This is a genomic window from Bosea sp. Tri-49, assembly GCF_003952665.1.
GTDB lineage: Bacteria > Pseudomonadota > Alphaproteobacteria > Rhizobiales > Beijerinckiaceae > Allobosea.
On sequence record NZ_CP017946.1, the window covers coordinates 4,199,644 to 4,221,662 of the forward strand.

At 67.4% G+C, this 22,019-nt stretch carries 18 protein-coding genes; 8 read left to right on the plus strand and 10 right to left on the minus strand.

Features of this window, described 5'->3' with window-relative positions:
- Positions 1-20: 20 nt before the first annotated feature.
- The 4 genes from addA to BLM15_RS20355 all read right to left on the minus strand — a co-directional run bounded on the left by addA (position 21) and on the right by BLM15_RS20355 (position 8,091).
- Complete coding sequence (gene addA / locus BLM15_RS20340; RefSeq protein ID WP_126114466.1) at positions 21-3,506, minus strand: double-strand break repair helicase AddA; 3,486 nt, start codon at positions 3,504-3,506, stop codon at positions 21-23.
- On the minus strand, positions 3,503-6,607 hold the full coding sequence (addB, locus tag BLM15_RS20345; RefSeq protein WP_164547589.1) for a double-strand break repair protein AddB: 3,105 nt from the start codon (positions 6,605-6,607) through the stop codon (positions 3,503-3,505). The genes addA and addB overlap by 4 nt, the downstream gene beginning before the upstream one ends.
- A 7-nt stretch (positions 6,608-6,614) precedes the next feature.
- On the minus strand, positions 6,615-7,349 hold the full coding sequence (locus BLM15_RS20350; protein ID WP_126114468.1) for a nucleotidyltransferase family protein: 735 nt from the start codon (positions 7,347-7,349) through the stop codon (positions 6,615-6,617).
- A 76-nt stretch (positions 7,350-7,425) separates the two neighbouring features.
- Positions 7,426-8,091: a nitroreductase family protein gene (locus BLM15_RS20355; RefSeq protein ID WP_126114469.1), complete on the minus strand. Its 666-nt coding sequence runs from the start codon at positions 8,089-8,091 to the stop codon at positions 7,426-7,428.
- Between the two features lie 81 nt (positions 8,092-8,172).
- Here BLM15_RS20355 and polA point away from each other — a divergent pair, with 81 nt between their 5' ends.
- The 5 genes from polA (at position 8,173) to BLM15_RS20380 (ending at position 14,807) form a co-directional block, all read left to right on the plus strand.
- On the plus strand, positions 8,173-11,202 hold the full coding sequence (polA, locus tag BLM15_RS20360; protein WP_126114470.1) for a DNA polymerase I: 3,030 nt from the start codon (positions 8,173-8,175) through the stop codon (positions 11,200-11,202).
- Positions 11,203-11,297: 95 nt separating this feature from the next.
- On the plus strand, positions 11,298-12,470 hold the full coding sequence (locus BLM15_RS20365; RefSeq protein ID WP_164547590.1) for an AI-2E family transporter: 1,173 nt from the start codon (positions 11,298-11,300) through the stop codon (positions 12,468-12,470).
- Positions 12,471-12,531: 61 nt separating this feature from the next.
- Complete coding sequence (locus BLM15_RS20370) at positions 12,532-12,894, plus strand: DUF883 C-terminal domain-containing protein (RefSeq protein ID WP_126114472.1); 363 nt, start codon at positions 12,532-12,534, stop codon at positions 12,892-12,894.
- 4 nt (positions 12,895-12,898) lie between these two features.
- The gene (locus BLM15_RS20375) at positions 12,899-13,315 is read left to right on the plus strand and encodes a hypothetical protein (protein WP_126114473.1); all 417 of its coding nucleotides are present in this window, start codon (positions 12,899-12,901) and stop codon (positions 13,313-13,315) included.
- Positions 13,316-13,415: 100 nt separating this feature from the next.
- Positions 13,416-14,807, plus strand: coding sequence for a sensor histidine kinase (locus BLM15_RS20380; protein WP_126114474.1), 1,392 nt, complete (start codon positions 13,416-13,418; stop codon positions 14,805-14,807).
- Between the two features lie 10 nt (positions 14,808-14,817).
- On the opposite strand, the gene BLM15_RS20385 is transcribed toward BLM15_RS20380, so the two are convergent.
- The 4 genes from BLM15_RS20385 to BLM15_RS20400 all read right to left on the minus strand — a co-directional run bounded on the left by BLM15_RS20385 (position 14,818) and on the right by BLM15_RS20400 (position 17,949).
- A complete protein-coding gene (locus BLM15_RS20385; protein WP_126114475.1) occupies positions 14,818-15,177 on the minus strand; it encodes a response regulator in 360 nt (119 codons plus the stop codon).
- A gap of 178 nt (positions 15,178-15,355) precedes the next feature.
- On the minus strand, positions 15,356-15,817 hold the full coding sequence (locus BLM15_RS20390) for a DUF992 domain-containing protein (protein ID WP_126114476.1): 462 nt from the start codon (positions 15,815-15,817) through the stop codon (positions 15,356-15,358).
- A 398-nt stretch (positions 15,818-16,215) separates the two neighbouring features.
- Positions 16,216-16,779 carry an extensin-like domain-containing protein gene (locus tag BLM15_RS20395; protein WP_164547591.1) on the minus strand — a complete coding sequence of 188 codons (564 nt, stop codon included), beginning with the start codon at positions 16,777-16,779 and terminating at the stop codon, positions 16,216-16,218.
- A 375-nt stretch (positions 16,780-17,154) separates the two neighbouring features.
- Positions 17,155-17,949, minus strand: a complete 795-nt coding sequence (locus BLM15_RS20400; RefSeq protein WP_126114478.1) for a response regulator — start codon at positions 17,947-17,949, stop codon at positions 17,155-17,157.
- Positions 17,950-18,282: 333 nt separating this feature from the next.
- On the opposite strand from BLM15_RS20400, the gene BLM15_RS20405 reads away from it, so the two are divergent.
- Genes BLM15_RS20405 through BLM15_RS20415 form a run of 3 tightly spaced genes read left to right on the plus strand, consistent with a single transcriptional unit; the run spans position 18,283 to position 20,784 of the window.
- On the plus strand, positions 18,283-18,507 hold the full coding sequence (locus BLM15_RS20405; RefSeq protein ID WP_236846359.1) for a NepR family anti-sigma factor: 225 nt from the start codon (positions 18,283-18,285) through the stop codon (positions 18,505-18,507).
- Positions 18,485-19,054: a sigma-70 family RNA polymerase sigma factor gene (locus BLM15_RS20410; protein ID WP_442859384.1), complete on the plus strand. Its 570-nt coding sequence runs from the start codon at positions 18,485-18,487 to the stop codon at positions 19,052-19,054. Before BLM15_RS20405 ends, BLM15_RS20410 begins: the two co-directional genes overlap by 23 nt.
- Complete coding sequence (locus tag BLM15_RS20415) at positions 19,054-20,784, plus strand: sensor histidine kinase (RefSeq protein ID WP_126114480.1); 1,731 nt, start codon at positions 19,054-19,056, stop codon at positions 20,782-20,784. The genes BLM15_RS20410 and BLM15_RS20415 overlap by 1 nt, the downstream gene beginning before the upstream one ends.
- On the opposite strand, the gene BLM15_RS20420 is transcribed toward BLM15_RS20415, so the two are convergent.
- Positions 20,709-21,581, minus strand: coding sequence for a transglutaminase family protein (locus tag BLM15_RS20420; protein WP_126114481.1), 873 nt, complete (start codon positions 21,579-21,581; stop codon positions 20,709-20,711). The two genes, BLM15_RS20415 and BLM15_RS20420, sit on opposite strands and share 76 nt — an antisense overlap.
- Positions 21,582-21,700: 119 nt before the next feature.
- The gene (locus BLM15_RS20425) at positions 21,701-21,976 is read right to left on the minus strand and encodes a hypothetical protein (RefSeq protein ID WP_126114482.1); all 276 of its coding nucleotides are present in this window, start codon (positions 21,974-21,976) and stop codon (positions 21,701-21,703) included.
- Between the last annotated feature and the right edge of the window lie 43 nt (positions 21,977-22,019).

Sequence of the window (22,019 nt, forward strand, 5' to 3'; positions counted from 1 at the left end):
GCCGCAGGGTCAAGACTGGCTCACCTTCCGGTGAAGCGGGGCTGATCCGTCATCGCCGCGAGGGCGGCGTCGAGGAGTTCGGGGGCCGGCTCCAGCGGCTTCAGGCTCGCCGTGTAGATCGCCACCGCGCGGACGCGGCGGCCGGGATAGATCTCGCCGATCAGCCGGCGATAGACCGCAAGCTGCGCCAGCGTCGAGGTCGGCAATGCGGCCGCGTTCTCTGGCGGGCGGGCGGCCGTCTTGAAATCGGCGATCAGGACCTCGTCAGCACCAACGGCGAGCCGGTCGATCCGGCCCTGCACCGGGCGCCTCACACCATCCGCCATGGTGATCTCCCCGGCGAGCGGCACCTCGGCGAGGCTGCCTAGCCCGAACAACCCGGCGAATTCTGGTTCGGCGATGAGCGCCAGCGCATCCTCTGCGATCTGGCCGCGCCGCTCCCCCGGCAACGAGCCGCCACGCGCCTTCGCCAGTGCCCGGGCGGTGCTGACGCGCCGTTCGGGCGGCACCTCCGGGAGAACCTGCAACAACAGATGCGCAAGCCGGCCGGCCGCAGCCGCTCCGGCAAGGAACGGCCCGTCATTAGGACGATCTTGTGCATCAGCAGCTGCCAGCGCACTCGACGGGCGCAGCGGCGGCGCCGGCTCGGCCTCATCAGGCGCGGCACGCGTCAGCCAGTCCGGCGGTGTGGCCGCAGGCGATGCGGAAACGCTCTCCTCGGCCGCGATCTCTCCTGGCTGCGAGACCATGAAGCGGCGGACTTCGCCGTCGCCGTCGGGAGCCGGCACGTCGCGCAGCCAGGGCTCGGAGCCGGCGAGGCCGAGTTCGGCCATGGCGTACCAGGACCCCTCGGGCGCCTCGCCCTTGGCCTGCACGCCGCAGAGGATCAAGCGCTCCTCAGCGCGGGTCAGCGCGACATAGAGCAGGCGGTGATGCTCCTCGACCATCTGCGCGACGATCGCATCCTTGGCGCGCCGCATCGCTGCGGGATCATCGGCCCGCTTCGTCGGCCAGACCGGGACCTGCGCGCCGCGCGGCGGCTCGACTGCCATCAGCTTCGGCAAACGCCGCTCGCCCGGGGCGATGCCGAGATCGGCCAGGATGACGACCGGCGCCTCCAGACCCTTCGAGCCGTGCACGGTCATCACCCGGACCTCGCCGGCGCTGGCCGAGAGGTCGCGCTTCACCTGCGTCGCCACCGCGCCGATATGGTGCAGGAAGCCCGCAAGCGAGGGGCCATAGCGCCGCTCATGGTCGAGCGCGGCGCTCAGGAAAGCGTCGAGCGCATCGCCTGCTTCCGGGCCGAGCCGGGCGAGGGCGAGATTGCGACCGCCGCTCGGGCCGAGCAGGCCGGCGAAGAAACGGAAGGGTCCGCAGCGTCCGGCCTCCTCGGCGAGTTCGGTCAACCGTGCCTCGATCGCGGCGTAACGCGGTTCGGCCTGCGCCGCCTGATGGAAAGCCTCGCGCAAGGAGCCTTTGCGCTCCGGGGCGATCCGCATCAGATCGTCGTCATCGAGGCCGAAGAGCGGCGTCTTCAGCGTGATCGCCAACGAGAGATCGTCCTGCGGCAAGAGGATCGCGCGCCCGAGCGCAACGAGATCCTCGACTGCGGGATGGTCGGCGAGCGTGAGGCGATCGCGGCCGGCGACCGGCACCTCCCGATCCTTCAGCGCCTTGACGATCGCCTCGAACAGCGCGCCGCGCTGGCGCAGCAGGATCATCACGTCGCCGGGCTTGAACGGCCGGCCGATATCGTCGCGGCCGGCCTCGCTCCAGCGCTTCAGCACATCGGCGATGCGGGCCGCGAGCTTGACCAGGCCCGAGCGCCGCTCGGGCGCATCGACCGGCGCGGTCCAGGCATCGGGCTTCTCGCTGGCATCGTCGCCCGAGACCGGCCAGAGATCGACCGCACCGATCGAAGCCCGCCTGACCGTATCGTGCCGCTCCGGCCCTGGACCGCCGTCGAAGACGAGGCCACGCCAGTGCTCCTTCGGCGCGAACACTGCATCGACCGCGCGCATGATGTCGGGCGCCGAGCGGAAGGAGGTGGTGAGGCTGATCGGCTCGAAGCGCTGGCCGGCCTCCGAAAGGCGCCGGCCGAGAAGCCGCCTTTCCTCGCTGAAATGCGCCGGTGCCGCGCCCTGGAAGCCGTAGATCGACTGCTTCTCGTCGCCGACGACGAAGACGGTGCGCGGCCGGACCAATTCGCGCGCGCCCTCTCCGGCCGAGAACTCCTCGGCGAGGCGGCGCAGGATCGCCCATTGCGCCTCGCTGGTGTCCTGGGCTTCGTCGAGCAGGATGTGGTCGATGCCGGCGTCGAGCTTGTAGAGCGCCCAGGCCGGATCGACCCGGTCGAGCAGCGAGCGTGCCTTGGCGATCAGGTCGTCATAATCGAGCAGGGAGCGCTGTGCCTTCAAACGGCGATAGGCGGCGAGGATATGGGTCACCAGCACGGCGAGCGCCGCGCTGCGCTCGCGCACCGCGATGGCGTTGAGCTGGTCAATCGCAGCGGTCAGGCAGTCGGCGAGTGCATCGAGTGCCGCGTCGAGATCGGCCGGCAGGGCGCTGTTGCCCTTGCCGCGGACATGCTGGGCGACATTGCCTTCGGCCGTGAGCAGACCGGCGCGGCAGGCCGCGACCGGATCGATGCCAGGCGCATCCGAAAGCGCGAGCCTGATCGCCGCCGCCGCCTTGGCACGCGTCGCACTGCCGGCCTCGAAGGCGGCGACCAGCCGCTCGAGATCGGGCAGGCCAGCCAGCTCGCGCTGGAAGCGCTCGCGCACTGTCTCCGCCGTCAGCTCCGGCGCAATGCCGAGGAAGGCGGAGAGTCCTGAAACGATCTCTTCGGGCTTGCGCGCCCGCCCTTCCGCATCGCTGAACACGGCGCGCTGGTGCAGCGCCTCGCGCATGATCTGGTCGAAGGTGTCCTGCGCCGCATGCTCGGCCATGAAGCGCAGCGCCCTGGCCTGCGGCCCATCAGGATCGGCCTCGGCAGCGGCGAGCAGGTCGCGCCTGGCGTCGCGCATCAATTCGTCCTGGGCGAGATCGTCGGCGACCTCGAAGCGCGGCGGGACATTGGCCTCGAAGGGCGCACTCTGCAGCACGCGGGTGCAGAAGGCGTGGATCGTCTCAATCTTCAGGCCGCCCGGCGTCTCCAGCGCCTGCGCGAACAGGCGCCGAGCCCGGCTGATGTCGCTCGCCGCCGGCAACTGGCCGGTCAGGGCAGACAGGGCGGCCCACAGCACCGAATCGGAGGCGACGGCCCAGACCGAGAGCGCCCGGAAGACCCGGTTCGACATGTTGGCGGCAGCGGCCTTGGTATAGGTGATGCAGAGCATCCGGCCGGGCGCGACGCCGTCGAGCAGCAGCCGCAGCACCCGGTTGACCAGCACATGGGTCTTGCCCGAGCCGGCATTGGCCGAGACCCAGGCACTGAGATCAGGCTCGGCCGCCAGCGCCTGGTTGCGGCGCGTCTGCTCGGGAATCGTCCAGCCGGCGGGGGTCATGCCTCGTCTCCGGCATCGCCACCGAGATCGGGCGCCGCCGACCACTCCTTGACCCGGGCGAGCTGGTCATAGGGGCTGGCATATTTGATGTAGGCGGGGGCGCGGCGCGACAACCAGGGCTCGCGACCGGCGCGCAGCACAGCGAGATGATCAAGCAGTTGCGCGAGATGGCGGGCGGTGACGTCGGCCTGCGCCTCGTCCTTGAACGACAGCTTCTTGTCCTTCTCCCAGCTCTTGGGATCATGGTTGAGCCTGAGATAGAGCAGCGCCTCGACCGGGCCGGGCAGGATGTCCGGGGCGAAACCGTGGCGCAAAGCGAGCTCGGCTTCCAGAGTCAATTGCGGGGCGAAGCCGAGGCGGACCTGATCATCGCTCGGAGGCGCGCCGGTCTTGAAATCGATGATGCGCAAGGCGCCCTCGCGGGTGATCTCGACGCGGTCGGCCCGGCCGGTGAGCAGGATCGAGGCGCCGTCGATCAGCGGGAACTCGGCCTGCGTGTCGCGCTCGACCGCGACGCGGGCAAGCCCGGGCCGCCGCCTTTCCTCCCAGCCGATGAAATTCTGCGCGATCAGCAGGAAGCGCGGCCACCAGAAGGCGCGCACCTCGGGCGTCTCGTCATAGGCACGGAAGAGCCGCTCGCCGATCTCGATCAGGCTGCCGAAGGCGCCGGCCGGCACCTGCTCGGGATAGGTCTCGGCGAAGCTGCCGACGATGTCGTGCAGCAGCGAGCCGCGATCGGTCGCGCCGGGGTCCTCCACCAGCTCCGGCAACGCGTCGAGCCTGAGGATCTTGCGGGCGTAGACGGCATAGGGATCGCGATAGAGCGTCTCGACCTCGGTGACGCTGAGCCGCTTCGGCTGCAGATGCGCCGCCGGATAGGGTTTTGGCCGCGCCACCGGCAGGAGATCGGCGGGTTTGCCGAGCAGCCCGGCCCAGGCTGTGAGATCGCGCCCGCGCGCCTCGGCCGCCTGCCAGGCGTCAGCCGGCGCCACCGCCTTGAGGCGCTGCCAGAAGCGCGAGGGGATGGTTTCGGCCTCGCCGGCCTTGCGGGCACGGGTCAGCGTCACCTTGCTGGCGAGCGCCGCCGCGACGAAATCATGCGCGGTCTGGCCGATGCGCCGTTCGGGCGGCGAGAGGCCGAGCTCGGCCCGCATCGGCCGGTTGATGAAGGAATCAGTCTCGGTCGCCGGCGGCCAGACGCTTTCGATCAGGCCGCCGAGCACGACATGTTCGGCTTCGAGCAGGCGGGCTTCGAGCAGGCCCCAGATCTTGACGCGGGGATGACCGGGATCGCGGCGCTGCACGACGCGCTCGCCGATCAGGCCTTCGAGAATGGCGATCCAGTCGCGGGCGCGGCCCTCGCCGGGCGCTTCAGGCAAGGCGGCATCGAGATCGTCGAAGAGCGCAGCGAGCGCCTCGCCATCCGGGCCTCGCCAGGCGAGGATCGCACCGGCCTCGTCGCCGCTCAGCTTCTCGACGGCGCGGCGGGCCTGCGCCGCGATCTCGCGCAATTCCGGCGCAGGGCCGGCCAAGGCCGCGACGAGCGGAGCGAGCGCATCTTCCAGCGCCGCCAACACCTCTTCGGCCGCGCCGACATCCTCGTCCGTCAGCTTGCGGCGCGGGCGTGGCGCATAGGTCGCCTTGCGCAGCTCCGGCATCGCCTCGAAGGCCCGGCGCAGGCCGGCGAAACCGGGACCAACGGCCTCGCCACGCCAGCAGCCGATCTCCAGCGCTGCCGCACCCTGTCGCAGGCGTACTTCTGAGAGGCCGAGCCGGCAGAGCGGATGCGCCAGCAGCGCCACGAGGCTCGCCGGCGAGAGATTGCCATCGACTGCATCCAGCGCCAGCCGGAGCAACGCGCCAGCCGGCCAGCGGCCAAGCGGCAGGCCGGCCGAATCATCGGCCTGGATGCCCCAGCGCCGGAGCTCGACCGCGACGCGCTCGGCAAGGCCGCGATCCGGCGTGATCAGGGCGGCGCGGGCGCCGGGCTCTTCCAGAGCCTCGCGCAAGGCCAAGGCTGCGACCAGCGCCTCCTCGCGCTCATCCGCGGCTTCGACGATGCGCAGCCCGTCGAGCGCTCCGGCTGCGAGGGGCGCGGCGCCGGCCCAGTCATCGGTGATCGAGGCCGGCAGCAAGGCACGGCGCAGCAGGTCACGGCGGGCTGCCAGCGTCGGCGATGGCTCGGCCAGGGCGACAACCTCGTCGCGGCTCGCGCCGATCTCGTCGAGCAGGCGATGCAGCGCCGCTTGCGGATGCGAAGGCGCCGGTTCCTGGACGATGGCGCGCCAGCCCTGCTCCGAAAGCGCCTCGTCGAGATCGGGCAGCACGACGGCGCCGTTCGGGGCGCGGGCGAGCGCGGCGAGCAGGCGGGCAGTCGCCGGCACCGTTCCGGTCGAGCCCGCCGCGATGACCGGCCCGTGGAAGTCGCCAGCGAGCAGGCGGTCACGCTCGGCTGCGAGCATGCGGTTGCGGAACTCGGCCGGATCGCATTCGCCGCGCTGCTCCAGGATCGCCGGCCAGGCTTCGGCGATGATGCCGAGGAAGCGGGCGTTGAACTGCCAGATCTCGTCGAAGCGGGCGGCGTCCAGCCCCTTCAATCGCGCCGGCGAGACGCCTTCGGTCTGCAACTGGTCGAGCAGATGGGCGAGGTCGCCGGCGAGCCCCCAGGCCTCGGCCAAGGTCGCCGGCATCAGCGAAGGCTCGGCCGGATCGAGCTTGAGGTGCTGCCGGTTGGCGGTGCGGCCCCAGGCCGAGATCAGCGTCGTCAGGATGAAGCGGCGGCGTAAGGGGTCGATCGGAGCGGTCCGCTCCAGTGCCAAAGCATCGCTGGCGCCGGTGATCAGCGCCGTCTCGGCCTCATCGACATCCCCCAACGGTACGATCCGCGGCAGCAGCAGCGGCCGGCCGCCGAGCTTTTCCGAAAGGACCGCCGAGAAGGCGCGCGCGGCGCGGCGCGTCGGCAGATAGAGCGTGGTGCGCGAAAGCGCCGTGGGATCGCCAGGATCGAACGCTTTGCCAAAGCGACCTGCGATCAGCGCCTGTGCGAGCACGGAGAGGAAGGGCGCGCCGGCCGGGATGCTGAACAGGTTGAGCCCGGCCATCGTGGCCTCAACTCGCCTGATGGGCGGCGTAGGCCTGCTCCGCCAACGGGATCGCCTCGGGCGTGCCGACATGCAGCCAGCGCCCGTCGAGCAGATGGCCGAAAAGGGTTCCTGCGGCGATGCAGCGGTCGAACAGCAGGTTGAGCGAGAACGGCCCGTCAGGCGTATCGGTGAAGAGCTCCGGCTTGATGATCGCGACACCGGCATAGACGTAAGGCGCGCTCAAAGCCTTTCCGCGCCGCGTCAGCCGGCCAGCCTCGTCGCGGAAGAAATCGCCGGCGCCGTCGAAGCCGACGCTTGTCTCGCGCTCGGCGAGCAGCAGCAGCATGTCCATGCGCCCGGCATCCCAGGCAGCTGCCATGGCGGACATGTTCGACGCGCCGCGCTCGCTCCAGAGTGAATCGGAATTGACGTGAAAGAAGGGCTCGTCGCCAAGCAGCGGCAGCGCCTTCTTCACGCCGCCGCCGGTTTCGAGCAGCACGTCGCGCTCGTCGGAGATGGTAATGCGCGGGCTGGTACGCCCGGCGACGCGCACCTCGATCTGTTCGGCGAGATAGTGGACATTGACCACGGCGTCCTCGACCCCGGCCTCAGCCAGCCGGTCGAGCGCATGGTCGAGCATGGTCTTGCCGGCGATCACGACCAGCGGCTTCGGCATCGTGTCGGTGATCGGGCGCATGCGCTTGCCGAGCCCGGCAGCGAGCACCATGGCCCGGCGGATCGGCGGCGAATTGGTCTGCATGACGTGAACGAATCTCCCGCCGGCCATAGCAGCCTATCAGCCATGGCCGGCGCGATTGCTCAAGTGCGGCAACAGCTCAGAGGAAGCTGGCGATCTCCTCCAGCGGCTTCTTGCCGATCGCCGGGACGACGCAGCCCTCGGCGGGATAGCCGACGACCAGCAGGATCAGCGCCTTCTCATTGTCCGGCCGGCCGCAGAGCTCGTTGAGGAAGTTCATCGGCGCCGGCGTATGGGTCAGCGTCGCCAGGCCCGCCTGATGCAGCGAGGCGATCAGGAAGCCGGCGGCGATGCCGACCGACTCAGGCACATAATAGTGCTTCACCTTTCGCCCTTCGGCGTCATAGCCCCAGCGCTGGGCGAAGATCGCGATCAGCCAGGGCGCGGTATCGAGGAAGGGCTTGTGGTCGTCGGTGCCGAGATGGGCGAGGGCACCGAGCCATTCCTCCCCGGCGCGGCCGGCATAGAATTCACGCTCTTCTTCTTCCGCCCCCTCGCGAATCTTCTTCTTCAGCTCGGGATCGGAGATGCAGACGAAGGTCCAGGGCTGCTGATTGGCGCCTGATGGTGCTGTGCCGGCGGTCGCGACCGCCGCCTCGATCACCTCGCGCGGCACCGGCCTGTCGGAATAATCGCGCACCGTGCGGCGCTTCCTCATCGTCTCCAGGAACTTGAGCGCCTGTGCCTTCATCTCCTCCTCGGGCAGGCCCTGGAAGGTGAGCGGCATGGTGACGTAGGCGTTCATCGATTTCCTCCTGACAGCTTCTTGCGGGCACTGCTGCTTGCACAATAGACCATCCCGGTTTGCCGCCCTATGGTCCCGCCCATGACGAACCCGGCCTCACAGCTCAAGCCCGGCGACCACCTCTTCCTGGTCGATGGCTCGAACTTCATCTTCCGCGCCTATTTCCAGTCGATCAACCAGGACCGGAAATACAATGCCCGCTCGGACGGGCTGCCCTCGGGCGCGGTCCGATTGTTCGCGACAAAACTGTTCCAGTTCGTGCGCGAAGGCGTGCTCGGGGTGAAGCCAACTCATCTCGCCATCGTCTTCGACAAGAGCGAGAACTCCTTCCGCAAGGAGATCTATCCGGCCTATAAGGGCAACCGCTCCGATCCGCCGCCGGATCTGATCCCGCAATTCCCGCTGATGCGTGATGCCGTGCGTGCCTTCGGGCTGATTCCGGTCGAGCAGGACGTCTACGAGGCCGACGACCTGATCGCGACCTACGCCAGGCAGGCGCGCGAGGCCGGCGCCGACGTGCTGATCGTCTCGGCCGACAAGGACCTGATGCAGCTCGTGCGGCCGGGCGTCGCCATGTACGACCCAGCCTCCGGCGACGCCAAGAAGGGCGTCGGATTCCGGCCGGAGCGACGGATCGGCGAGCCCGAGGTCGTCGAGTATTTCGGCGTCACGCCGGACAAGGTCACCGACGTCCAGGCGCTGGCCGGCGACGCCACCGACAATGTCCCGGGCGCGCCCGGCATCGGCATCAAGACGGCGGCGCAACTGATCGGCGAATATGGCGACCTCGAAACGCTGCTGGCCCGCGCCGGCGAGATCAAGCAGCCCAAGCGCCGGGAGACGTTGACCAATCCCGAGGTGATCGAGAAGGTCCGCATCTCGCACAAGCTGGTCACGCTGGTCGAGGATGTCGTGGTCGAGACGCCGCTCGGTGAGCTCACCCTGAACCAGCCTGATCCGGCCAAGCTCATCGCCTTCCTCAAGGCGATGGAATTCACCACCATCACCAAGCGCGCGGCCGAGGCCTATGAGGCCGATGTCTCGGCGATCGACGCCGATCCCGACCTCGCCCCAGGCGGCGCCCGCGCCGCTGCTCTCAAGGCGCTCTATGCCGAGACCGATGTGCCGGTCGCTGCGACGAGCGAGACCGCAACCGCCGCTCCCGCCGCGAACGGCGCCGCGCCGGCGACATCTCCTGCAGCCGATGGCTGGCTGCGGCCGGCCGATCTCGCCGCAGCGCGCAAGGACGCGGCGCTGGCAGTCAAGATCGACCACGCGGCTTACGAGTGCGTGCGCACGGTTGCCGATCTCGCCCGCTGGATCGGCTGGGCCTATGAGGCCGGCTTCGTCGCGCTCGACACCGAGACCAACTCGCTCGACGTGATGCAGGCCGACCTGATCGGCATCTCGCTCGCGGTCGCGCCGGGCAAGGCCTGCTATATCCCGCTGCAGCATCGCGCCGGCGACGGCCTTTTCGATTCAGGCCTGCTCGAAGGCCAGATCCCGCTCGACCAGGCATTGACCGAGCTGAAGCCGCTGCTCGTCGATCCCGGCGTGCTCAAGATCGGGCAGAACCTCAAATACGACATCGCCGTCTTCAACCGGCACGGGGTCGAGGTCGGCCCCATCGACGACACCATGCTGATCTCCTACGCCCTCGACGCCGGCAATGGCGGACAGGGCATGGACCGGCTCTCCGAGGTCCATCTCGGCCATAAGCCGATCGCGTATTCGGAGGTCGCAGGCACCGGCAAGAGCCAGGTCACCTTCGACAAGGTGCCGCTCGACAAGGCGACCGCCTATGCGGCCGAAGACGCCGACGTCACGCTACGGCTCTGGCTGGCGCTGAAGCCGCGGCTGGTGCCCGAGCGCAAGACCACGGTCTACGAGACGATGGAGCGCCCGCTCGTGCCGGTTCTGGTGCGGATGGAGCGGCGCGGCATCTCGATCGACCGGCAGATACTGTCGCGACTTTCGGGCGAATTCGCCCAGTCGCTGGCGCGGCTGGAGGACGAGATCCACACGCTCGCCGGCGAGAAGTTCACCATCGGCAGCCCCAAGCAGCTTGGCGACATCCTGTTCGGCAAGATGGGCCTGCCCGGCGCCAAGAAGACCGCGACCGGGCAATGGGCGACCGGCGCAGGCGTGCTCGAAGACCTCGCCGAGCAGGGCAACGAACTGCCCGCGCGCATCCTCGACTGGCGCCAGCTCGCCAAGCTGAAATCGACCTACACCGACTCGCTGCCGACCTATGTGAACCCGCAGACCCACCGGGTCCATACGTCTTACGCCTTGGCTGCGACCACCACCGGCCGGCTCTCCTCCTCCGACCCCAACCTGCAGAACATCCCGATCCGCACCGAGGCCGGCCGCAAGATCAGGACCGCCTTCGTCGCCGAGAAGGGCCACAAGCTGGTCTCGGCCGACTACAGCCAGATCGAGCTGCGCATTCTCGCGCACATGGCCGACATTCCGCAGCTGCGGCAGGCCTTCGCCGATGGCGTCGACATCCATGCGATGACGGCCTCCGAGATGTTCGGCGTGCCGGTCGCGGGCATGCCGAGCGAGGTGCGCCGGCGTGCCAAAGCGATCAATTTCGGCATCATCTACGGCATCTCGGCCTTCGGCCTCGCCAACCAGCTCGGCATATCCCGCGAGGAGGCCAGCGCCTATATCCGCAAATATTTCGAGCGCTTCCCCGGCATCCGCGACTATATGGACCAGGCTCGCACCACCGTGCGCGCCAAGGGCGCGGTCGAGACGATCTTCGGCCGCGTCTGCCATTTCCCGGCGGTCGCCTCGAAGAACCCGTCCGAGCGGGCCTTCGTCGAGCGCCAGGCGATCAACGCGCCGATCCAGGGCTCGGCCTCCGATATCATCCGCCGTGCCATGATCCGCATGGAGGATGCGCTCGCCGCAGCCAAGCTCGACGCACGCATGCTGCTGCAGGTGCATGACGAACTGGTCTTCGAAGTGCCGGAGGGCCAGGTGGAGGCGGTGCTCCCGGTGATCCGCAAGGTCATGGTCGAGGCGCCGCAGCCGGCCGTGCAGCTCAAAGTGCCGCTGGTCGTCGATGCACGCGCCGCCGACAACTGGGACGAGGCGCACTGAGAGCAGCAGCCCGAACCTCGGAACCTTCGCCGCAACCGCCGCGTTGAGCAGGCGAAGTGCGCCGGGGGGCGCAATTTGCGCACTGGATGGTCACAATGCTCAACGCCTCGGCCTGGAGACCCTTTCCTCGCTATATGGCGGAACCGGAGGACGATACGCCCTCCAGCGAGATCACGCCCCAGGACCATGACCTCATTGTCCGCTACGCGATCGTCGGCATCTTCGTCATTCTCGCCACCGCCTCGCTCTACCTGACCCGGGTCATCGCGCTGCCGATAACCGCGGGCGTGATCTTCGGCCTGGTGCTCGGCCCCCCGGTCGACGCGATGGTGCGACGCGGCGTGCCGCAGCACCTTGCCGCGGCGTTGGTGGTTCTGCTCGGAATGCTCCTACTGCTGCTGCTCATCGGCACGCTGACCGTCCCGATCGCCGCCTGGAGCGATCAGTTCCCGAAGATGGTAGCCGCGCTGAAGTTTAAGCTCGTCGGCGTGCTCGCCTTCATGGAGGACTTCAAGAAATTCGCCGAGAATTTCTCCACCAGCGACGGGGCCAAGGTCAGTGTCTCCGACGGCAATCCGCTGGTTTCGATCGCGGTCTCCTCGACCGCGGCCGCGGGCGGGATCCTGATTTTCGTCGCGACAGTCTATTTCTGGCTGGCGACGCGGCGCCATCTCAAGGCCCGTGTACTCAGGCTCTGCTTCGGACGCGGCGCACGTCGATCGGCAGGATCCTTCTTCGAGGAGATCGAGATCCGCACCGCCCGCTATTTCGGCCTGGTAACGCTGATCAATCTCGGCATGGGCGTGATCTCGATGGCGATCGCCTGGGCCGCCGGCCTTCCCTATCCGGTGTTCTGGGGGGCGCTAGCCTTCTTCCTCAACTATCTCGCCTTTATCGGGCCGATCATGGTCACGGTCGCGTTCTTCGCCGCCGGCCTGCTGTCACCATCCTCGCTGCTCGTCGCAGCCTGGCCGGCGATAGCCTACTTCATCGTGCACCTGATCGAAGGCAATGCGGTGACACCCGTTTTCGTCGGCCGGCGGCTGACGATCTCGCCCTTCCTCGTCTTCATCTCCTTCATCTTCTGGCTCTGGCTGTGGGGACCGATTGGCGCGGTGCTCTCGACGCCGATCTTGCTGGTCGGCCTCCTCGCCCGAGAGGAGATCGCCAACTACCGAAAAGCGCAGCAGGACGCCGAGCAAGCCGAAAGCGGGACAGCGCCCGGCACTTCGGCCGCTGCCGGAACTGCTCCGGCACTGGCGCGTTGAGCTTTGCGCCATGCCATTGCACATGGCATCGTCGCCATTCCAACACCAAAGGAGCCGTTTGATGGCCGCCACCAGCACCACTGCGAAGCGACAGGCCGCGGCCTCGGTCAAACGCGCCAAGGACGAGGTGACCGACGCCGCCTCCGACATGACGCAGCGCGCCCGCCGCGCCGGCCGTCGCGTGCAGGACGAGGCCGAGGAAATCGAGGCCAGCCTGACGCGAGGAGCCGAAGACCTTGCCGCTACGGTCAGTAGCAAGCTGAAATCTGTCGGCGTCGACACCGACCGTATGGTCGAAATCGCCCGCGAGCAGGCTGGCGACCTCGAAGAGCTGATCATCCGCGAGATCCGCGAGCGGCCCTTGCGGGCGCTCGGCCTGGCGGCGGCGGTCGGGCTGTTCGTCGGCTTCCTCTCGGCGCGCTAAGACCATGCTGGGGGGGCTGACCGGCCTGGTCACGCGCGAGATCGGTGGCGCCGTGCGCCGCAACGTCACGGTCATCGTGCTCTATCTGCTGGCCGGGGTGCTGGTGACTGCTGCCGTCGGCTACGCGCTTGATGCGCTGCACACGGTGCTGACGCTGCATTACGGCGCCATCATCGCCAGCCTGTCGATCGCCGGCGGCCTGCTCGCTGCCGCACTGCTTGCCCTCGGCATCGCGCTCTATGTGAAGAACCGGCCGCGCCCGGATCGGCGTCTGGCCGCCGCGGTAGCCGCCGCCCCGATCGCGGCATCGCTGGTCGGTAGTCGCAAGCTCGGTTGGCGGACCGGGCTCGTCGGCGGCGTCGTCCTGCTCGGACTCATTCTGGGGAGACAGTTCGCACAGGGCGACGACACTGAAAAATAAGGCGTATCGCTCCTGAAACGGCGGCCTTTGCAGGGACGCCTTTCGGTGATGTGTCTTTTTACCTTTGGCGATCCGTCATCAGCGTCTATTCAAGGCATTGATGAATGCCCAGCTGAAGCTCCGTCCACGCTGGCTGTTGCCGGGACTACCCTTGCTCGGTGCGCGCCTCTACACCGCCTCCTCAGCGGCGATCGCGATCGCTGTGGTCACGGCCGCAGTGCTTATCGCCACCTGGATCAACATGCAGGCCGACGAAGCCTCGCGGCTGGTCTCGCGCTCGATCGACATCCGTGAACGAAGCGAACGCTTCCTCGGCAACCTGCTCGACGCGGAAACCGGGCAGCGTGGCTTCATGCTCATTGGCGACGAGCTCTATCTCGAGCCCTACAATGAAAGACGGGCGGAGCTGCTGCCGAGCCTCGACCAGATCGAGCAGCTCGTGGCCTATAGCCCGACGCAGCTGCAGCGCCTCCAGCGCGCCCGCGCCATTACGACCAGGAAGCTCGGCGAAATGGCCGAGACGATCGCGCTGGTGCGGCGCGGTCAGCGCAGTGATGCTATCGCGCTTGTCGCGCAGGGTACCGGCAACCGGCTCACCCAGGAACTGCGCGAGGTCGTGAGCGCGATCCAGCTCGAAGAGAACCTTCGCCTGAACGCCAGCAGTCGCCGCGAGGCGCGCCGCCGCGTCCTCGCCAGCGTCGGCATCCTCGTCGCCCTGGCCGGTCTGTGCTTCGCAGCCTGGCTGCAATTGCGGGTTCGGCATCGCCGTGCCGTCTCGCTCTCCAGCTCGAATGCCGAGCTGGAGCGGAAGGTCAGCGAACGAACGCTCCAGCTCGAGAACGAACGCCTGCGCATCGAGGCGCTGCTGCGCGACGTCAATCATCGCGTCGGCAACAATCTGGCGATGGTCTCGGCGCTCCTGAACGTCCAGAGCCGGCAGACGCGCGAGCCGGCCGTCAAACAGGCGCTCGCCCAGGCGCAATCTCGCATCCAGGCGATCGCGGCGGGCCAGCGCCGTCTGCGGCTCGACATCGAGGCCGACGAGATCGAGGCTCAGCCCTATCTGGAAGACTTGCTCGCCGAGATCGGCAAGGCGGCGGAAGGCCGGCCGATCGAGATCGACCTGGTGATGGATGCGATCCGCTTGCCGGGCCGCGACGCCGTCTCCTTCGTCGTTGTCATCAACGAGCTGGTGACCAACGCGATCAAGCACGCGTTTCCCGATGGTGCCGCGGGAAAGATCACGATCCGCCTCGGCCGCACGCCCGAAGAGGATTTGGTCCTCTCGGTCGAGGATGACGGCGTTGGAATGCCGGAGGATCAGGAGGCAGCCGGGCTGGGCAAGTCGGTGATCAACAGCCTGCTGCGCAGCATGCGGGCTACCATGGAGGTCACACCACTCTCCTCGGACGCCGCCACGCGCCCCGGCACGCGCGTCGCCGTCACCTTCCCGAAACGGGAGCAGCTGGTCGAGGAGGAGGCTGCGGAATAGCCGGCCGGTCTCAGGCCTTGTTCACGACCTTGGAGACGAAGCGGCCGAGCTCGCCGGCGGAGAAGGGCTTGCGCACGAAGCGGACATCGCGCAGCTCGGGCGGCACCTCGCTCGGCGCCGAGCCTGAAACGAACGCCAGCGGCGTTCCCTTGGCGCGCAAGCTGGCAGCGATGCCGAAGGTCTTGCCGCCGATGACGTCGATGTCGAGCAAGGCGCAGTCGAGTGGCTGGTCGGCGGCGCGGCGCGCCTGCGACAGCGATTCGACCACGATCAGCTCAGCGTCGTCACCGAGCTCTTCGCTCACGGCGCTCTCGATATCCATCGCGATAAAAGGGTCGTCCTCGACGATGAGAACCCGAATACCGGACATGAACCCCAGATAACCTTCTATTTTCACGATACGCCCCAAGCTGATTTACCTGCTTGTGAGCTTCATGAACGCCTGCTCGATCAGCCTTGTTCCGCTCTGGGCCGGATTCTCCGCTGTAAGCTCTTCAAATTCAATTCAAATTGCTAGGATATGGTTAGGAAAAGGTAAGCATCGACGATCAGCGCTTGCGCGGCGACCGGACCAGATTGAGCTCGAAGGCGGTGACGCCGAGCGCGACATTGGCCCCGCGCTGCAGCGGCAGGGACCGCGGCACCAGCCTGACATCGTTGTCGACGCTGCCGGTCAGGGCGACCTCGCCCTGCTTGCGAGCATAGGGGCCGTTGAGAACACCGAGCGGCGCACGCGCATAGGGACCATAGACCCGCCAAGCGAGCAGGCTGCGGCCGACCGTCCTGGCATCGAGCGCGAAGCCGCGAATCACACCCGAGTAAGTCTGCAGGGGCCCACGCCGCGGCCGGAAGCGGCAGTCGAGCGGCTTCTGGGTCGCGACGGCCTGCGCGAGACCCGCGCCGATCGTGCAGGTCAGGCGCCCGGCCGGCGCGCCGCTCTGCGCCAGGCCCGGAGCTGCGGACAGGCTCGATCCGGCCGCCAGGAGGAGCATTCCGATCAAATGTCTCATTCACTCTCTCCTACGCCCGGCTCGGAACCGATTCCACAACCCGTACCGCGCCTCGAAACCGCACCAAAGCGCCCCAATCGCTCCATAGTTCCCAAATAATCCGGAACCTCAATCCGGTGCTTGCGTTGACGGGAACAGAACAGTGGACGCGCAAATGCCAAAGCAAGGACGGACCGACCCGGTGCGCATATTCCCAACGCCCACCCTGGCGCGCGATCTTCCGCCATTCTGGGACCTCGAACAACTTCTGCGCGAAGGTTTCGACCACGATTCGGCACTGGCTGAGCTCGCGCGTCGGCGTGACAGCTGGTCGAGCGGCAAGTGCCCCCCGCCAGTGGTTGCGCAGTCGGACGCACCCGACAGCATCTTCACGATCGCGTCATAGAGCCTAGCCGGCATCATTGGCAGAAGCGGCTCGATGCCGCGCGGCGCTGCTGAATATCGACATGAAGGTGATTGGCGTGGGCTGCGTCCGAGCCAGGCCCAAGGACCGTCATGAAGGCGCCGCAGGCCGATTGGCGCACCGCATCCAGGAAGCGTACCTGCTCCAGACCGTTGGGTCGCTCGACTGACACCGCTACCCCACCTTGCTTCTCATCGTCGATCTGGAAGGCGAAGATGTCGAGCGCCCTCCCCGTGGCATGCTCGCTCAGCTGACCTTGCGTCTGGCGATTGCGCCTGCGGCATTCATGCCCGCCACCAACGCGAAGTGCCGTCAACTCGCGCGTGAACGCTCCACGCGCCAGGGGTTGCAGGCTCGTGTCGAGCCAGAGCGAAACCGCGCGCGCCAGCTCACAGCTCACGGTCGGCGGGGGAAGCAACCTGACCTGCGCCGGTCCCGACGGAGTGCGGACCGCCAGCGCCTCGACCACGACCGGATCGACCACCCGGCAATCTTCCGCCTCCGGCTTTGCGGCCGGCACTACCGGGCGAATCTGGTTTCCAGCCACGCCGGTCAGCATACGGATGCAGGCGCCACCCTCGGCTGCGACCACGGGCTCGCGATTGGCTGGCGCGGTCGGCGGCGCGGGAGTGGGTGCCGGCAGGGAAGCCGGTCGAGGTGGAGGAAGAGGCGCCGTCGGCGGCCTGGCCTCGCGGCCCCATGCGAGGCCGACGCCGGCAAACCCGGCCACCACGATCACGACTGCATAGCCGCCTTGCCTGACAAGCGAGCGCTTTCGCATGCCGTCAGCCGACGGCCGAGAACAGGACCGTCAGAGAAGCTGCGACGATCAGCGCTGCCAGCAGAGCCATGGACATGACCGATCTCCTTCGCATCGCCCGGGCCGGGGCAACGCGAGGGACGGCCGGTTTGTTCCCGGTCACCGGAGTCGGTGTCAGGCGGCCTTGCGGCCAGCGCGGCGGTCGAAGAACAGCGCCTGGCTGATCGCAGCCTTCACGGCTTCCGGCTGGAACGGCTTGGTGATCAGGAAGGCCGGCTCCGGCCGATCGCCGGTGAGCAACCGCTCCGGATAGGCAGTGATGAAGATCACCGGCACCTCGATCGCACTCAAGATTTCGTTGACCGCCTCGAGACCAGAGCTGCCATCCGCCAGCTGGATATCGGCGAGCACCAGGCCGGGGCGCTTCTTGGCGACGAGTGCGATCGCCTCGCGATGCGTCCTGGCGACACCGGTGACCCTGTGGCCGAGCTCCTCGACCATGGTCTCGATGTCGAGGGCGATGATCGGCTCGTCCTCGATGATCAGCACATCGGTGGCGACCTGCTCGGCAATCTCCTGGCCGGCGGACTGTACGAGGCCGGCGGCGTCGCTTGTGGTGACGTTCATGATCTGGGCGACCTCCTCGATCGGGAACCCTTCGACCGTCCGCAGCAGGAAGGCCTGGCGCGAACGCGGCGTCAGCGCATCGAGATTGCGCTCTGCGGCCGAGCGGTCCACCTCTGGCGCAGCAGCCTGCGTGTTGAGGCCGACGGACGACCACATCTGCAGGAACAGGCGATAGAGGCCGACTCGCGGGCCGAACTCGCGCGGGAAGGTGCTGGGGTCGGCGATCAGCGCTTCCAGCGAAGCGACGACGTAAGCGTCGCCGCTTGCCTGCGTGCCGCTCAACGCCCGCGCGAACCGCCGCAGGTACGGCAAATGCGGCGCAATTTCAGTGGCGATCGACATCGTGCTATCCCCCAGAGCCCGTTCCGATCAGCTGCCTGTGCAAGCGGATCGGAACGGGCTCCAACCAAAAAGTGAGAGACGGATTCACCGATCGGATTGGTCCAATCTGATCGGATCCGGCTCCAGTCAAAGTTGGCGGAGAAGAGCACCCAAGTCACTGTTATGACAAGAAAAATATTTTTTGTTCCCGGCGGAACCTTTTTCGTTCCGCCTCGTTATTGGGCCGAATGAAGTGCGTTTCGGGGCAGTCGCGTGCAAGCGTGTCAACGGGCGTGCGACACGTGGAAAGGCGTGATCGACAAAAATGTCGGCGCGTCGATGGAGCGAGGGATCATGAATCTGATGAATGCCGATCCGCCCGAGGCGGCCCGAGCCGAAACCGACGAGGACGTGGTGCTCGATCCGCGGGTGCAGGAATCGATCGGCCGATCTCTCAAGGCTCATTATGAGGACCTCGTCACGGCGCCGATCCCGGATCGCTTCCTGGCCTTGCTGGCCCAGCTCGAGGCGACCGAGCGACGCCTGAGCACCGAGGATGGTGCCAATGAGCGCAGCTGACTTCAAGGAAGGGCTGATCGCCGAAATCCCGAACCTGCGTGCCTTCGCCGCGTCGCTGTCGGGGTCGATGCAGCTTGCCGACGATCTGGTCCAGGACACTCTGCTCAAGGCCTGGGGCAATGCCGAAAAGTTCCAGCCCGGCACCAGTCTGCGGGCCTGGCTCTTCACCATCCTGCGCAACACCTATTATTCGCTCTACCGCAAGCGCGGACGCGAGGTGCAGGACAGCGACGGCACCTATGCTGACCGGCTCGCCACCCATGGCAACCAGGAGAGCCATCTCGACCTCGCCGATTTCCGCAAGGCGCTGGCCAAGCTGCCTGAAGAACAGCGCGAGGTGCTGATCATGGTCGGCGCCACCGGGCTTTCCTACGAGGAGACGGCTGAGATCTGCGGCGTCGCCATCGGTACAATCAAGAGTCGCGTCAACCGGGCGCGCGCCAAGCTGGCGGAGCTTCTGTCCATCGGCGGCGTCGACGATCTCGGCCCCGATCGCCGGATCACCGCAGCCGTCCAGCGCGCCGGGCCCGAAACCGTCGGCAGCTAATGGCTCTCTCGCTGTTCAGGACGGTCCGCGGCCGCCTGCTGGCACTGATGGTTGCGATCGTCCTGCCGATAGCCTGCCTCACGGCAGCGGCGGCGGTCGCGACCTACCGAACGGTCTTCGAGGCGATCCAGACGTCGCACACGCGGGCGGCCGATGATTTCGCCGTGCGCGCCCGCGTCTGGTATCGCGGCGCGCTGCGTTCGCTGGTCGCCAGCGCTACGGCACTCCGTGCCATGCCACCGCCTTCGGAATCTTGCGACCGGGTCGCCGAGAGGGCGATCGCCGCAGTCTCGGGCTATGAGGCTCTGTTGTTGCGGGTTTCGGGCCGGCCGGATTGCCTCGGCGGGCTGGACGGCAGCATTGCCCATAGCGAGCTCGCGGCAATCACCAGCCAACTCGCAACCCTCCCACCCATCAAGCTCTGGGGCGGCACCGAATTCGCAAAGGCCCGCTACGATCAGGTCGCGATCGCGGGTCGTTCTTATCTCGCCATCTACACTCAGTTCGACGAAGGCGACGCCCTCCTGCTGACCAAGCCGGACCCGCTCGACGATGTCTTCGACCTCGGTAGCGGCGATCCCGGCATGATGGCGGCGCTGGTCCGAAGGGGCGGCGAGGTCGTGGTGGCGCGCGGCGGCGCGCAGGCTGATGCATCATGGCTCCCAAAGGCTGAGATAGTGCCGGAACTGGCAGCGCTTTGGACGGCCTCAAGCCGGGCCGGGTCAGGCCGGGCCTACGCCGCCCGCATGGTGGCCGAACCGGACCTCTACGTCGTCGTAAGCTTCGACGGCAAAGCCGAGCAAGCCGCAACGACCCTGTTCTACACCTTGCTGCTGGCGCCATTGCTGACCCTCGCTTTGCTCGGGCTGGTCTACATGAAGGCGATCGACCAGCATTGCGTCCGCTGGTTGCGCGGCATCGAAGCGACCGCCCGGGCTAGATCCAGTTCGGCCAGCGCCCGCGTCCCGCTCTCGGATGAGATGCCACGCGATATTCGCAGCGTCGCCGAAGCGTTCAATACGATGGTTGACGAGCAGGAGGTGCGCCAGAGCAAGCTCAGGCTCGCGCTCGACGACAACCGTTTCCTGGTCCGCGAGCTGCATCACCGGGTCAAGAACAGCCTGCAGGTGGTGCAGAGCTATATCGGCCTCACCAAGCGCGACCATCAGGGCGAGGCGCGCATGGCGCTTTCGGACGCCGAATGCCGCGTCCACGTGCTGTCCGCGGCCTATCGTTTCACCCTCGCCGACGGCGAGATGCAGCCGGTGCGCATCGACCTCTTCCTCGATGACGTCGTCGCGATGATTTCGAGCCTGATCCTTGCCCGGACGCAGCGATTGGAGAGCCGGATCGAAACGGAAGCTGCCCTGCCGATCGACCGCATCATCCCGCTCGGCTTCCTGATCGTCGATGTGATCACCCGCGCGCTGCGGGCCGCTCCCGGCATCGGCATCGACCTTGCCGTGACGCATGCCGGAGAGAACCTCATCGACATCGCGATCACAACCGATCGCGATGCTCCGCGGATCGCGCCGCCACGTCTGTTCGCCGGGCTGCTGATGCAGATCGAGGCGGTCGAGATCAGCCCGCCGCAAGGCCGGAGTCTCGGCGTCTGGCGGCTCGGCTATGGCGTGCCGCAAAAGGGCAACGAAGGTCAGCCCAGCCCTTCCGCCGGCGTGATCGCCACTCCGACGCTGAGCCCGATGAAAGCCCCGGTCGGACCGACATAGCTACCGGAGATCGGCGAGGCGTCCTCCGGCACCCGCGCCACCGCGACGCGCAGCAATTGCCGGTCGGCGACGAGGTCGTTGGTCGGATCGAACTCGACCCAACCGTCATTGGGGATGAAGACATCGGCCCAGGCATGGGTCAGCCCGGCTACGGAGGCCATTGCTCCGCTCTCCGGCGAACGGTCATGGATGTAGCCGGTGACGAAGCGAGCGGCGAAGCCGAGCCGGCGCGCCAGCTCGATGAACAGCCAAGCATAATCGCGGCAAGAGCCTGCCGCCATCTGCAGCGTGTCGAGCGGGTGCTGCGTACCCTCGTCATAGCGAACGGCATAAGTCAGGCCGGTGCTGATTTCGTGCGCCAGCGCCCGAAGCAGATGGCCGCCATTCAACCGTGCCCTGAATTCCTGCAACCAGGCATCGAGGGCGCCGTCGGGATCGGCAGCGGCCAGATCGAGATAGGGCTGGAGCACGGCGCGCTCGGCCGGCGTATAGCTGATTTCCGAACTCTCGATGTCGGGCTCCACTCTGCTGCGCGGCAAGGCCGAGCCGAAGCGCTGGACAACAAGCTCGCTGACGACGTCGAGCGTGTCGGAGCTGCCAGCGAACGTCGCCATAGCGACTGGATTGCCATACGCATCGTGCATCCAGCGCAGATTAGCTTGCGGTGAAATCGTGATCGCCGTGTCGATCACACGAAGATCGAAGGAATCGCGCGGGCGCAGCATCAGCCGATGCGGGCCGAAACTGACCGGCGCGGCATAGCGATAGGTCGTCGCGTGGCGAATGCGCAGATACATATTCGTCCCCAGCCGGCCTCGATCTCTCCGTACAGCAAAAAGCCGCCTCGCGGCGGCTTTGCTGATCGGGCACAGATGAGTACGCGCGAGGGGCGGATCGGTTCCGCCAAAACTTCGTATCAGCGCAGAACGGTGTTGCCCTTGAGGCTGGCCTCGCGCTGCGAGGTCGGCACGACCCGGTGGGCGAGGTCGCGACGCATCTCTGCCGGGTTCACCGCTGCGAACTGGACGTCCGTCGGAGCGCCGCGCTGGAGCTTGGCCTGGGCGACCGCTTCCGAGCTCTCACCGAAGCCGTTCTGGATCGAGGCGCCCATGGTGAGCGCGGTCACGACCAAGGCCATGCCGCCGAAGAAGGTGGCGGCGCGCTTGAGGGGGGCAAGGCTGGCAGTGGTCATCTTCGCTCTCCCGTTCGTGTGGTCGCCCAAAAAGGCGGGGACG